Below are 12,939 nucleotides of genomic sequence, written 5' to 3'. Positions count from 1 at the left end.
CACGGTAAATTCCCAGCCATGCCACGTGGACGTCATCGCCATTCCCCGCCGCTGCACCGACGCCTGCCCCCGGTGTCCGTGGCGGTGGCCGCACTGGCCTGCGCCGGCGGGGCCTGGCTGATCGGTGAGCCGGGCGTCGCCGACCTGGAGACGGTGGTGCTGCGCGCGCTCGCCGCGGCAGCGGCGGCCGCCGCCGTGACCGGCGCCGTACTGCTGCGCGGCTGGGACCGCGCTGCGGGCAAGCAGGTCGGCGACCTCAAGGCGCAGCTCGCCAGCTCGGCCTGGCGGGCCGAGGAGAAGCAGGCGGACCTGGAGGGCGAGGTGGAGGAGCTGCGCGAGCTCCGCACCAAACTGGAGGGCAGGCTGCGCGAGAAGCGCGCCGAGCTGACCGGGCTCCGCTCCGAGCACGCCGACCTGCTGCGCCGCTACGCCAACGCCCAGACGGAGCGGGCGAGTGCGCTGGAGGGGCGCAGGGTGCTGGAGCTGGAGGCGGGCACGACGGCCTCCGCCAAGGCCCTCACCACCTCGGCGACCGACCACCGGCACAGCTCCGGCGCGCCGACCCCGCTGACCTACCGGCAGGCGGCCGAGGCACTGGACGCGCTCGCCCGCAACGTGGTCCGGCAGCGGGCCGCTGCCCGGCTGTCCCACAGCCGCGCGGCCACCGTGGTGCCCCCACAGGCACCGCCGCGCTCCCGGCCGGTGGCCACGCGTGCCGCCGCGCGGCGCACGGCCGGGCCCGCCGCGCAGGACGGGTCGGCAGCCGCACCGAGCGGCTCCCGGGATCCGGAGACCGCGGACGGTCCGGAGACCGGTTCGGCCGGGGCAGCCGGGAAGGCGGAGGACGGCGCACCCGAGCCGGACGGCCGCGACGGCGGCACGAGCGGCTTCGACTTCTTCGGGCGGAGCAGGCGCCGGAGACACTCGCCGTCTTCCTGACCCGCGGCACCGGGGGCCGCACCGCGGACCCAGGGGACGCGGCGAGCCCGGGGCTCCCCGGGAGCCATGTGGCGCTGTGTGGCGCTGTGTGGCGTCACTTCGTCACTTGGCGCTGTGTGGCGTCACTTGGCGCTGTGTGGCGTCACTTGTCGATGTCGCCCACCACGAAGAAGAACGACCCGAGGATCGCGACCATGTCCGCCACCAGCGTCCCGGGCAGCAGTTCGGTGAGCGCCTGGATGTTGTTGAACGAGGCGGAGCGGAGCTTGAGCCGGTGCGGGGTCTTCTCGCCCTTGGAGACCAGGTAGTAGCCGTTGAGGCCCAGCGGGTTCTCGGTCCAGGTGTAGCTGGCGCCCTCCGGCGCCTTGAGCACCTTGGGCAGCCGCTGGTTGACCGGCCCTGGCGGCAGCTCGGCGAGCCGGTCCAGGCAGGCGTCGGCCAGATCCAGGGAGTTGTGTGTCTGGTCGAGCAGCAGCTCGAAGCGGGCCAGGCAGTCGCCCTCCGAACGGGTGGCCACCCGCAGCACGTCGGCCAGCTCGCCGTAGGCCAGATACGGCTCGTCGCGGCGCAGGTCGAAGTCGACCCCGGAGGCGCGGGCGATCGGACCGCTGACCCCGTAGGCGTGCACCAGCTCCGGGCTGAGCACGCCGACGCCCCGGGTGCGGCCCCGGAAGATCTCGTTGCCGAGCACCAGCTTGTCGAAGGTGTCCATCCGGCCGCGGACGGCGGCCACCGCCTGCCGCGCCCGGTCCCGCCAGCCCGCCGGGAGGTCGTCCTTGAGCCCGCCGACCCGGTTGAACATGTAGTGCATCCGGCCGCCCGAGAGCTCCTCCATCACGTTCTGGAGCACCTCGCGCTCCCGGAAGGAGTGGAAGACCGGCGTGATCCCGCCCAGCTCCAGCGGGTAGGAGCCCAGGAACATCAGGTGGTTGAGCACCCGGTTCAGCTCGGCCAGCAGGGTGCGGGTCCACACCGCGCGCGCCGGGACCTCCATGCCGAGCATCCGCTCGACGCCGAGCACCACACCCAGCTCGTTGGAGAACGCCGACAGCCAGTCGTGGCGGTTGGCGAGCACGATGATCTGGCGGTAGTCGCGGGCCTCGAAGAGCTTCTCGGCGCCCCGGTGCATATAGCCGACCACCGGCTCGGCACGCTCGATCCGCTCGCCGTCCAGGACCAGCCGCAGCCGCAGCACCCCGTGCGTGGAGGGGTGCTGCGGGCCGATGTTGAGCACCATGTCGGTGCTCTCCGCGGCACCGCCGATACCGACGGTCGTCTCCGTCTGAGTCATGACGCTCATCCTGTCAGCTTCCTCCTGCGGACGGACACGGGCTCCGGTCGCCCGCACGTACGCTGAACGGATGACCGACCCCACCCCGGCACCGCCCGCCCCACCGGGCCCCGGACAGCCCGGCGACAGCCCGGACGGAACCGGCCCCGCGGGGTCCGGAGCCGGCGCCGAGCAGACGGAACCCCAGGAGCCCGGCACCGGCCCGGAGGGGGCGGGGACGGGACCGGGGTGGCGCGGTGTGGAGCGGGCGCTGCTGCCGCTGCGCCGGTGCGTGCTGCTGGCCTGGCTGCTGCCGCTGGCCGCGGCGGCGGGGCTGGTACCGGCGCTGGCTGCGGGACCGGTGTGGGCACTGTGCGCGCTGCTGCCGCTCGCGGCGGCCGGCTGGGGCTGGGGAGCGCTGGCGCGCAACTGGCGCTCGTGGCGCTACCGGGAGCGGGCTGACGACCTGCTCGTCTCGCGCGGTGTGCTGTGGCGCGAGACGACGGTGGTGCCCTACGGGCGGATGCAGCTCGTGGAGGTGACCTCGGGGCCGCTGGAGCGGCGTTTCGGACTGGCCTCGCTGCAACTGCACACGGCCGCCGCGACCACCGACGCCAGCATCCCGGGTCTGACCCCCGCGGAGGCCGAACGGCTGCGCGACCGGCTCACCGAGCTGGGCGAGGCCCGATCGGCGGGCCTGTGACCGGCGATCCCGCGGCCGACGACCCCGCAGCCGAGGGGCCGGACCGGACCGGCACCCCGGCGACCCGCACCGACACCCGGGCGACCGGCACCGGCGCCGGCACTCCGGCAACCCCCGCGAAGAGCCACGGCACCCGCGGACCGCGCTTCCTGCCGCGCCGCCCCGAGGGCAACCGGCTGCACCCGGTCACCCCGTGGCGGCGGGCCTGGGCGCCGCTCGCCGGGCTGCTGGCGTTCGCCGCGCACGACCTCGACCGGGCCCGCGAGTGGTCCGAGCAGCTCACCGCCGCCTGGACGGCGCTGGGACTGGCGGTGCTGCTGCCGGTGGCCGCCGGATACGGATTCCTGTCCTGGTGGTGCACCAGCTACCTGGTCACCGAAACCGAGCTGCGCATCCGTACCGGTCTGTTCTTCCGCCGCACCGCCCACATCCGGCTGGACCGCGTCCAGGCGGTCGACATCTCCCGTCCGCTGCCGGCCCGGATCGCCGGGGTGGCCAAACTGAAGCTGGACGTCGTCGGCACCGAGGACAAGGACGAGCTGGCGTACCTGGGCGAGCGGCAGGCCGTCGCGCTCCGCGCGGAACTGCTCGCCCGCGCCGCCGGCATCGCCCCGGACGCCGCCCCCGAGGCGGGCGAGGCACCCGCCAGGGAGCTGCTGCGGGTGCCACTGCGCGCCCTGGTGGTCAGCGTGCTGCTGCGGGGCTCGGTCTGGGGCACGCTGGCCGCGCTGCTCCTCGTACCGACCCTGCTGTGGCTGGCGACGGAGAGCGTGTGGACGGTCCTGGCGACGGCCCTGCCGCTCGCGGGCGGCTGCTGGGCGGCGAGCGGCGGGCGGGTCGTCAGGGAGTTCGACTGGACCGTGGCGGAGTCCCCCGACGGGCTGCGCCTGGACGCGGGCCTGCTGGACCGGCAGCACGCCACGGTTCCGCCGGGAAGGGTGCAGGCCGTCCGGATCGCGCAGCCGCTGCTGTGGCGGCGGCGGGACTGGGTGCGGGTCGAGATGGAGGTCGCGGGCACCGGCAGCGGTACCGGGGACGGGGTGCTCGTGCCGGTGGCCACCTGGCGGCAGGCCGCCGCCGTGCTCGCGCGGGTGCTGCCCGGCGTGGACCCGGACGCCGCCCTGGCCGCGTCGAGGCCCGTGCCGCGCCGCGCCCGCTGGTGCGCACCGGTGGTCCGCCGCGGCTACGGGCACGGGGTCACCCCCGACGTCTTCGTCGCCCGCCAGGGGCTGCTGACCCGCCGCACCACCCTGGTGCCGCACGCGAAGGTGCAGAGCGTGCGGTACGCCCAGGGGCCGTGGGAGCGCCGCCACCGGCTGGCCGACGTGTGCGTGGACCTCGGCGCCGGGGGCACCGCACGGGCGCGCCTGCGGGACCAGGACGAGGCCCTGGCCCTGCTGCGCGCCCAGGCCGACCGCTCGCGCACCGGCCGCCGCTCGGCGCTCCCGGAGCGCTGGCTGACGGCGCCGGGAACCTCCGCCGACTGAGGCACCCGGCCGCAGCCCGGCAAGGAGCCGGACCGGCGGCACGGTGGCGGTCCCGGCCCGGAGAAGGCGGGCGCCTACCCTGGGCACATGGGTGCGAGAACGCGTGGCCGCGTGGACGGCCTCCCCGGATGGGACCGCTGCGCAGTAATGGGTGTGGTCAACGTGACCCCCGACTCGTTCTCGGACGGGGGACGGTGGTTCGACACCGAAGCAGCGATCAAGCACGGACTCGACCTGGTGGCGCAGGGCGCCGACCTGGTGGATGTCGGCGGCGAGTCCACCCGGCCCGGCGCCGCCCGGGTCGGCGAGGACGAGGAGCTGCGCCGGGTGCTGCCGGTGGTGCGCGGGCTGACCGGCGAGGGCCTGGTGGTCAGCGTCGACACCATGCGGGCCTCCGTGGCGGCGCAGGCGGTGGCCGCGGGTGCGGTCCTGGTCAACGACGTCAGCGGCGGCCGCGCCGACCCGGAGATGGTGCCCGCCGTCGCCGACGCCGGTGTGCCGTTCGTGGTGATGCACTGGCGGGGCCAGAGCATCGACATGAACAACCGCGCCGTCTACACCGATGTCGTCGGCGAGGTTCTCGACGAACTGCGTACCGCGGTGGAGCAGGCCGTGGCGGGCGGGGTCGACCCCGCCCGGATCGTGGTCGACCCCGGGCTGGGCTTCGCCAAGCGCGCCGAGCACGACCTCGCCCTCGTCGCGGCGCTCGCCGAACTGCGCGCCGGTCTGCCCCACCCGATGCTGGTGGCCGCCTCCCGGAAGCGGTTCCTGGGCCGGGTGCTGACCGACGAACAGGGCGCGGCCCCGCCGCCCGCCCGCGAACGCGACGCCGCGACGGCCGCCGTCACCGCGCTGGCGGCCCGCGAGGGCGCCTGGGCGGTACGGGTCCACGAGGTGCGGGCCAGCGCGGACGCCGTCCGCGTCGTCCGGGCCGTCGACGCGGCCGCCGCGGCTCTTCCCGACGCACCCCGGGTTCCGGTCACCCCCGGGACGACGAACCCGGAGGCGGCGACATGAGCGGCGCGCACACCGACAGCGAGGCGGTCGAGGCCGCCAACACCGCCCTCTACGAGGCGGTCGAGCAGGGCGACATCGAGACCCTCTCCCGGATGTGGCTGGGCGAGGAGGCGGCCGATCCGGACGACCCCGAGGGCGGTGAGGGCGAGCACGGGATCCGGGTCGTCCACCCCGGCTGGCCGGTGCTGACCGGGCGCGGCGAGGTGCTGCGCTCCTACGCCCTGATCATGGCCAACACCGAGTACGTCCAGTTCTTCCTCACCGATGTGGAGATCTCGGTGCTGGGCGACACCGCACTGGTCAGCTGCACCGAGAACATCCTCAGCGGCGGCCCGGCCGAGGCGGACGGCTCCGCGGGGCCGCTGGTCGGCGGCCTCGTGGTGGCCACCAACGTCTTCCGCCGCACCGAGCAGGGCGAGTGGAAGCTGTGGTCGCACCACGGTTCGCCGGTCCTGGTCGAACAGGACGACGAGGACGGGGACGGCGAAGGGGACCTGGGCCAGGGCGACATCGAGCTCTAGGCCCTGCGGGCACGGCAGCCCCCACAAGCGCGCCGGCGCCTCGCCCGAGGCGCCGGCGACGTCCTGTCCGGACCCGCTCCGTCCGGCCGCACCGGGCGCCTGTCGGCAACCGTTGCGCGCGGACCACCCGATCCGGCACATGACCGGGAATGTGCGCGTGACCGCGGACGCTGTGGGGTAGGCGGCGGCGCGAGCCGTCACGCTCACGGGTAGATTCGATCCGGTGCCGCGAGGGGCGGCCCGGTGCCCCGAGGGCCGGTATACGTTCGCACGACCGACGGGAGTGGTGAAGTGGATCGCGTCGCACTGCGCGGCCTCGCGGCGCGTGGGCATCACGGTGTGTTCGAGAGGGAACGCGAGCAGGGGCAGACCTTCGTCGTGGACCTCGACATGGGACTCGACACGCGGTCGGCCGCCGAGAGCGACGACCTGTCCCGTACGGTCCATTACGGAGTCGTCGCCGAAGAGGTCGTCGCGGTCGTCGAGGGGGAACCGGTCGACCTGATCGAGACGCTCGCCCAGCGGATCGCCGACACCTGCCTGCGGCACGAGGCCGTACGCGAGGTGGAGGTGGTCGTGCACAAGCCCGACGCCCCGATCGCCGTGCCGTTCGAGGACGTGACCATCACTATCAAGCGGAGCCGCGCATGACGCCGAACAGTGACCCGACCGTACAGCCGGTGCCCGCCTCCGTGGTGCAGCAGGTGGACGCCGCCGACACGACGCTGCACAACCCGAAGACCGCCGTGCTGTCGATCGGCAGCAACCTCGGCAACCGGCTGGAGTCGCTGCAGAGCGCCGTCGACGCGCTCGCGGACACCCCGGGGATGAAGGTGACGGCCGTCTCGCCGGTCTACGAGACCGAGCCGTGGGGCGTCGAGCCGGGCAGCCAGCCCGCCTACTTCAACGCGGTCGTCGTGGTCCGCACCACCCTGCCGCCCGGCTCGCTCCTCGAGCGCGGCCACGCCATCGAGGAGGCGCTGGAGCGGGTGCGCGAGGAGCGCTGGGAGCCGCGCCCCATCGACGTGGACATCGTCGCCTACCAGGGCGTCGTCTCCGACGACCCGCAGCTCATCCTCCCGCACCCCAGGGCGCACGAGCGGGCCTTCGTCCTCGTGCCGTGGCACGACGTGGACCCCGCGGCCGAGGTTCCGGGCCGCGGCAGCGTCGAGGAGCTGCTGCGGACGCTCGGCACGGAGGGCGTCACCGCCCGTCCGGACCTGGAACTCATCGTGCACGCCTGAGCGTTGGCTGCGCGTACCCCGTTGCCCGTTCCTGCCCGGCGTCCCCCCGGCCGACGCCCGCACCGTCCGGACCGCACCCGCGAGGTGGAAGCTCGATGAACCAACTCCGTATCCGCACCCTCGCGGCGCTCTTCGTCATCGCGGGGGTGCTCTCGTGGGGCGGAGCGCGGCTGTGGGACGCGCTGGGCACGCTGCCGGGGGTGCCGTTCGCCGCACCCATCGTGCTCGGCGCCATCGCGGCCGTGCTGCTGGCCACCGCCCTCTCGCTGCGCTCCCGGCTGAAGGCCCAGCGGGAGCGGGAGCCGGGCGCCAAAGGGGTGGATCCGATGATGGCGGCCCGTGCCGTCCTCTTCGGCCAGGCGAGCGCGCTGGTGGCCGGGCTGGTCTCGGGGATGTACGGCGGCACCGGACTGTTCCTGATCACCGAGCGCGCCGAGGTCCCGGCCCGTGCCCAGCAGGCGCTCTACGCAGGCCTCTCCGTGGTGGCGGGCATCGCGGTGATAGCGGCGGCCGTGCTGCTGGAGCGCATCTGCCGGCTGCCCGAGGACGAGGACGAGAACGGCCCCCCGACCGCCGCGGCCTGAGCCCGGCGGGACCTGAGCCCAGCGGAGCGGCGGATCGGCCCGGCTCGGCCCGAATCCGGCCCCTACCCGCCGGGCGCAGCCCGCATCGACGACGGAGGGCGCAGCGCCGGGCGCCCAGGCTCAGCCCCGCGCTCCGGCTCCGGCTCCGGCTCCGGCTCCGGCTCAGCGGGCCAGTATCAGGCTCATCGCCTCGGCCCGGGTGGTCGCGTCACGGAGCTGTCCGCGGACCGCGGAGGTCGTCGTCTTGGCGCCGGGCTTCCGGACGCCCCGCACCGACATGCACATGTGCTCGCACTCGATGACCACGATGACCCCGCGGGGCTCCAGGATCCGCATCAGCGAATCGGCGATCTGGGTCGTCAGCCGCTCCTGGACCTGGGGTCGGCGGGCGAAGACGTCGACCAGCCGGGCCAGCTTGGACAGCCCCGTGATCTTGCCGCTGGCGGACGGGATGTAGCCGACGTGCGCCAGACCGTGGAACGGCAGCAGGTGGTGCTCGCACTGGCTGACCACCTCGATGTCCTTGACCAGGACCATCTCGTCGTGACCCAGATCGAACGTCGTCGTCAGCACGTCCTCGGGACGCTGGTTCAAGCCCGCGAACATCTCCCGATAGGCGCGGGCCACCCGCGCCGGGGTCTCCAGGAGCCCCTCCCGGTCGGGGTCCTCGCCCACGGCGATCAGGAGCTCGCGTATCGCGTTCTCGGCGCGCTTCTCGTCGAAGGCGCTGTTGGGGCTCTCCCCGTCCAGGGTCACCGGGTCGGTCATCTGGTCCCTCGTTCCTCGACTTCCACAGCCTGCGGACCGTCACCGTGCGTGACCGGTTCCGGCTGTCGCGTACACAGCGAAAAGCCGCGCCCCTCGACAGTAACCCGAGGGGCGCGGCTGACATTCCGTGGCGCGGCTCTCACCGCGCCCACCTGCGGTTATCCGTTGTCCGGATCCACCGGCTCGACGATGGCGTCCGAGTCCCGGGGGCCGATCTCCTTGCCCAGGTTCGGGCCGGAGTTCCCGTTGGTCAGCGCCGCGGGCGGAGCCGACACCGGGGGCCGGGTGGAGGGAGTGCGCCGCGAGGACCCCGTCCAGGCGGGACGGGCCGGACGCTTGACGACAGGGTTGAAGACCTCGGCGATCTCCTCCTTGTTCAGCGTCTCCTTCTCCAGCAGGGCCAGGACGAGGTTGTCGAGGACGTCGCGGTTCTCCACCAGGATTTCCCAGGCTTCGTTGTGCGCCGTCTCGATCAGCTTCTTGACCTCCTCGTCCACCAGTCCGGCGACCTCCTCGGAGTAGTCCCGCTGGTGGGACATCTCCTTGCCCAGGAAGGGCTCGGACTGGTCGGAGCCGAACTTGATGGCGCCCAGCCGCTCGGTCATGCCGTACTGGGTGACCATCGCCCGCGCGGTCGCCGTCGCCTTCTCGATGTCGTTGGCCGCGCCCGTGGTCGGGTCGTGGAAGACCAGTTCCTCGGCCGCCCGGCCGCCCATCATGTAGGCGAGCTGGTCGAGCATCTCGTTCCGCGTGGTCGAGTACTTGTCCTCGTCGGGGAGGACCATGGTGTACCCGAGCGCGCGGCCTCTGGAGAGGATGGTGATCTTGTGAACCGGATCGGAGTTGGGTGAGGCCGCCGCGACCAGGGCGTGCCCGCCCTCGTGGTACGCGGTGATCTTCTTCTCCTTGTCGCTCATGATCCGGGTCCGCTTCTGCGGTCCGGCCACGACGCGGTCGATCGCCTCGTCCAGATACTTGTTGTCGATCAGCTTCTGGTCGCTGCGCGCGGTGAGCAGCGCGGCCTCGTTCAGCACGTTGCTCAGGTCGGCGCCGGTGAAGCCCGGGGTGCGCCGGGCGACCGCGCTCAGGTCCACGTCGGGCGCCATCGGCTTGCCCTTCTGGTGGACCTGGAGGATCTCCAGGCGGCCCTGCATGTCGGGGCGGTCGACGGCGATCTGCCGGTCGAACCGGCCCGGACGCAGCAGCGCCGGGTCCAGGATGTCCGGCCGGTTGGTGGCGGCGATCAGGATGACGCCGCCCTTGACGTCGAAGCCGTCCATCTCGACCAGGAGCTGGTTGAGAGTCTGCTCCCGCTCGTCGTGGCCGCCGCCCATACCGGCGCCGCGGTGCCGGCCGACGGCGTCGATCTCGTCGACGAAGACGATGGCCGGGGCGTTCGCCTTGGCCTGCTCGAACAGGTCGCGCACCCGGGAGGCGCCGACACCGACGAACATCTCCACGAAGTCCGAACCGGAGATCGAGTAGAACGGCACGCCCGCCTCACCCGCGACCGCGCGGGCGAGCAGCGTCTTACCCGTGCCGGGCGGGCCGTAGAGCAGCACACCCTTCGGGATCTTGGCACCGACGGCCTGGAACTTGGCGGGTTCCTGCAGGAAGTCCTTGATCTCGTGGAGCTCCTCGACGGCCTCGTCGGAGCCGGCCACGTCGGTGAAGGTCGTCTTCGGGGTGTCCTTGGTGATGAGCTTGGCCTTGGACTTCCCGAAGTTCATCACCCGGGAGCCGCCGCCCTGCATCTGGTTCATCAGGAACAGGAAGATGACGATGATCAGCACGAACGGCAGCAGCGAGATCAGCATCCCGACGAACGGGTTCTGCTTCTGCGGCGCGACCGTGTATCCCTTCGGGATCTCCTTCTGGTCGTACTTGCTCTGGAGTTCCTTGGCGATGTCGACTCCCTGGGAGTCGATGTAGCTCGCCTTGATCTTGTCGCTGTCCTCGACCTTGGCGCCGTCCTTGAGCTCGAGCTTGACGATCTGCTCGTCGCCCGTGGTGAGCTCTGCGGACTTCACCTTGTCCTGTCGGATCGCCTGTACGACCTGGCCGGTGTCCACCGTCTTGAAGCCGCCGGACGAGCCGACGACCTGCATCAACACGACCACGGCAAGGACGGCCAGCACGATCCACATGACCGGCCCGCGGAAGTATCGCTTCACGTCCATCCATACGGAGCGCGTGGGCCCCGTCCCTCCTGCCACAGTGAGTTGAAAAGCCTGACCTTCGGACGGTACCCCAGCATTGTCACCCGGCGCCGCCGAGGACGGTCAACCGCACCGCCCTCCGACCCTGCAACGAGGGACACCGGTCCTGTGTTCCCGGCCCGCACGCGCGTGCGCGACGGATGTCAGCCGCCGTACACGTGCGGGGCAAGCGTGCCGACGAACGGCAGATTGCGGTACCGCTCGGCGTAGTCGAGCCCGTAGCCGACGACGAACTCGTTCGGGATGTCGAAGCCCACCCACTTCACGTCGATCGCCACCTTGGCGGCGTCCGGCTTGCGCAGCAGGGTGCACACGTTGAGGGAGGCGGGCTCGCGGGATCCCAGGTTGGACAGCAGCCAGGAGAGCGTCAGCCCCGAGTCGATGATGTCCTCGACGATCAGGACGTGCTTCCCCTTGATGTCGGTGTCCAGGTCCTTGAGGATCCGGACCACACCCGAGGACTGGGTCCCGGCGCCGTAGGAGGACACCGCCATCCAGTCCATCGTCGCCGGGGTGGACAGGGCGCGCGCCAGGTCCGCCATCACCATGACGGCTCCCTTGAGCACCCCGACCAGCAGCAGCTCCTCGCCCGCGTACTCCGCGTCGATCCGCTCCGCCAGCTCGGCCAGCTTCGCGTCGATCTCTTCCTTGCCGACCAGCACCGACTGCAGGTCGGTGCCCATGTCTTTCTCGTCCACCCGTGCTGCTCTCGCTCGTCGCGGTCCGGTCGCCCCGGCCCGCCGCAGCCTCCGGACGGCCCGGTGCGTGCCGGGACGCCGGTCAGCTCGGTGAGCCGTGCCGGATGACCAGTCTGCCACCCTGGCGCGCGACCTCCACACGCCCGGGCAGGTTGAGGGCCCGCTGGCCGCGCCACGCGGTGATGAGGCGGTCCATCTCCTCGACGTGCCGGGCGAACAGCGACCCGGCCGGGGAGCCGGCCTCGATCGCCGCCCGGCGCAGCACCCGCCGCCGCACCGCGGGCGGCAGCGCGTACAGCCGGACCACGTCCAGCTCCACCGCTCCGTCGGCGCCGGGCGCGCCCTCCGTCCTGGCGACGGCCCGGCCGGAGGGCGCCGAACCGTCCGCCTGATCCGGCACCCCGGCGTCCTCCGGGCCGCTGCCGGGGGTGCGCACGACGGCGCGCTCGGCGTCGTCGGTCCACGCGTCGAGCGCGTCCGCGTCGTCCCGGGAGAGCTGCGCCGTACGGGCGAGTGCCTCGATGACGCCCTTGCCGAGCGCCTTCTCCAGCGCGGGCAGCGCCTCGTGGCGGACACGGGAGCGGGTGTAGGCGGGGTCGGCGTTGTGCGGGTCGTCCCAGACGGGGAGCGACTGGACCATGCACGCCTTGCGGGTGGTCTGCCGGTCGACGGCCAGGAACGGGCGGCGGTAGCGGCCACCGGGGCCGGAGACCGCCGCCATGCCGGACAGCGAGCGGGTGCCGGAGCCGCGGGCCAGCCCGAGCAGCACCGTCTCCGCCTGGTCGTCGCGGGTGTGGCCGAGCAGCACGGCGGCCGCACCGTACCGCTCCGCGATCGCGTCCAGCGCGGCGTACCGGCCCTCGCGCGCGGCGGCTTCGGGGCCGGTGTTGGTCCGCCCCACCTGGATGGCGACCGACTCGACGGGCGTCAGGCCGAGTCCGGCGAGCCGGTCGGCCACCTCCTGGGCGCGCTCGGCGGAGCCGGGCTGCAGACCGTGGTCGACCGTGACGCCGCCGGCCCGCAGGCCGAGGCGGGGGGCTTCGAAGGCGAGCGCGGAGGCGAGGGCCATCGAATCGGCGCCGCCGGAGCAGGCGACGAGGACGAGCGGTGGCGGCGCTTCGGTGGGGAGGTCGGCGGGGAGATCGGCGGGGAGGTCGGCGGGGAGGGAGCCGGCCGGCTGGGGGGTCGCCGCGAGCTGTGCGCCGCGCGCGCCGCGCGTGCTCGCGTCGTGGGCGCTGAGGTCGTGCGCGCTGAGCACGTCGTGGAGTGTGCGGCGGACCGCCAGGCGTATTGCGGCGACCGCGGGGTGGGGACCCATGTCCGATTCACTTCCTCGTCAGGAGCTGCGCAGATCGCGGAAGGAGGCTTCCGCGGATCCGGGTGGGGGTGTTGAAGTCGGCAACTACTGTCACGCTGTGTGTGTCGATGGTGACAGAGACGGACTGTGTTCCCCGAGCATCGCACGCGTACCCCGCCCGCACGGTCCCTC

Annotated in this window: 13 protein-coding genes; 8 read left to right on the top strand and 5 right to left on the bottom strand. The window is 73.1% G+C overall.

Translation table 11 applies throughout. The features are described 5' to 3' along the window. Positions 1-18: 18 nt before the first annotated feature. Positions 19-939 carry a hypothetical protein gene (locus ACFYNS_RS27605; RefSeq protein ID WP_360303362.1) on the top strand — a complete coding sequence of 307 codons (921 nt, stop codon included), beginning with the start codon at positions 19-21 and terminating at the stop codon, positions 937-939. A 142-nt stretch (positions 940-1,081) separates the two neighbouring features. Here the strand turns inward: ACFYNS_RS27605 and ACFYNS_RS27600 are convergent, their stop codons facing one another. Beyond that, entirely contained in the window at positions 1,082-2,230 is a 1,149-nt protein-coding gene (locus tag ACFYNS_RS27600) for an NADH-quinone oxidoreductase subunit D (protein WP_388605562.1), read from the bottom strand. Positions 2,231-2,300: 70 nt separating this feature from the next. Here ACFYNS_RS27600 and ACFYNS_RS27595 point away from each other — a divergent pair, with 70 nt between their 5' ends. The 7 genes from ACFYNS_RS27595 to ACFYNS_RS27565 all read left to right on the top strand — a co-directional run bounded on the left by ACFYNS_RS27595 (position 2,301) and on the right by ACFYNS_RS27565 (position 7,765). Beyond that, on the top strand, positions 2,301-2,912 hold the full coding sequence (locus ACFYNS_RS27595; protein WP_360303358.1) for a PH domain-containing protein: 612 nt from the start codon (positions 2,301-2,303) through the stop codon (positions 2,910-2,912). Next, positions 2,909-4,399: a PH domain-containing protein gene (locus ACFYNS_RS27590; RefSeq protein WP_388605543.1), complete on the top strand. Its 1,491-nt coding sequence runs from the start codon at positions 2,909-2,911 to the stop codon at positions 4,397-4,399. The genes ACFYNS_RS27595 and ACFYNS_RS27590 overlap by 4 nt, the downstream gene beginning before the upstream one ends. An 87-nt stretch (positions 4,400-4,486) precedes the next feature. After that, positions 4,487-5,416, top strand: a complete 930-nt coding sequence (gene folP / locus ACFYNS_RS27585) for a dihydropteroate synthase (protein WP_360296117.1) — start codon at positions 4,487-4,489, stop codon at positions 5,414-5,416. After that, positions 5,413-5,937 carry a nuclear transport factor 2 family protein gene (locus tag ACFYNS_RS27580; protein ID WP_388605542.1) on the top strand — a complete coding sequence of 175 codons (525 nt, stop codon included), beginning with the start codon at positions 5,413-5,415 and terminating at the stop codon, positions 5,935-5,937. The genes folP and ACFYNS_RS27580 overlap by 4 nt, the downstream gene beginning before the upstream one ends. 291 nt (positions 5,938-6,228) lie before the next feature. Further along, positions 6,229-6,588 (top strand): dihydroneopterin aldolase, encoded by a 360-nt coding sequence (folB, locus tag ACFYNS_RS27575; RefSeq protein ID WP_019355644.1) that lies wholly within the window; start codon positions 6,229-6,231, stop codon positions 6,586-6,588. Beyond that, a complete protein-coding gene (folK, locus tag ACFYNS_RS27570; RefSeq protein ID WP_360296111.1) occupies positions 6,585-7,181 on the top strand; it encodes a 2-amino-4-hydroxy-6-hydroxymethyldihydropteridine diphosphokinase in 597 nt (198 codons plus the stop codon). The genes folB and folK overlap by 4 nt, the downstream gene beginning before the upstream one ends. Positions 7,182-7,276: 95 nt before the next feature. Then, positions 7,277-7,765 (top strand): DUF3180 domain-containing protein, encoded by a 489-nt coding sequence (locus tag ACFYNS_RS27565; protein ID WP_360296108.1) that lies wholly within the window; start codon positions 7,277-7,279, stop codon positions 7,763-7,765. Positions 7,766-7,927: 162 nt separating this feature from the next. On the opposite strand, the gene folE is transcribed toward ACFYNS_RS27565, so the two are convergent. The 4 genes from folE to tilS all read right to left on the bottom strand — a co-directional run bounded on the left by folE (position 7,928) and on the right by tilS (position 12,768). Next, positions 7,928-8,533: a GTP cyclohydrolase I FolE gene (gene folE, locus ACFYNS_RS27560; RefSeq protein WP_360296105.1), complete on the bottom strand. Its 606-nt coding sequence runs from the start codon at positions 8,531-8,533 to the stop codon at positions 7,928-7,930. A 158-nt stretch (positions 8,534-8,691) separates the two neighbouring features. Then, on the bottom strand, positions 8,692-10,713 hold the full coding sequence (gene ftsH, locus ACFYNS_RS27555) for an ATP-dependent zinc metalloprotease FtsH (protein ID WP_020699826.1): 2,022 nt from the start codon (positions 10,711-10,713) through the stop codon (positions 8,692-8,694). Between the two features lie 182 nt (positions 10,714-10,895). After that, on the bottom strand, positions 10,896-11,435 hold the full coding sequence (gene hpt / locus ACFYNS_RS27550) for a hypoxanthine phosphoribosyltransferase (RefSeq protein WP_019355637.1): 540 nt from the start codon (positions 11,433-11,435) through the stop codon (positions 10,896-10,898). A gap of 97 nt (positions 11,436-11,532) precedes the next feature. After that, complete coding sequence (gene tilS / locus ACFYNS_RS27545) at positions 11,533-12,768, bottom strand: tRNA lysidine(34) synthetase TilS (protein WP_360296101.1); 1,236 nt, start codon at positions 12,766-12,768, stop codon at positions 11,533-11,535. Between the last annotated feature and the right edge of the window lie 171 nt (positions 12,769-12,939).

The sequence above is a fragment of the Streptomyces sp. NPDC006925 genome (assembly GCF_042869575.1).
Classification (GTDB): Bacteria; Actinomycetota; Actinomycetes; order Streptomycetales; family Streptomycetaceae; genus Streptomyces.
Note: the sequence above shows the minus strand (reverse complement) of the source record. Positions and strands in the feature narration are given on the sequence as shown.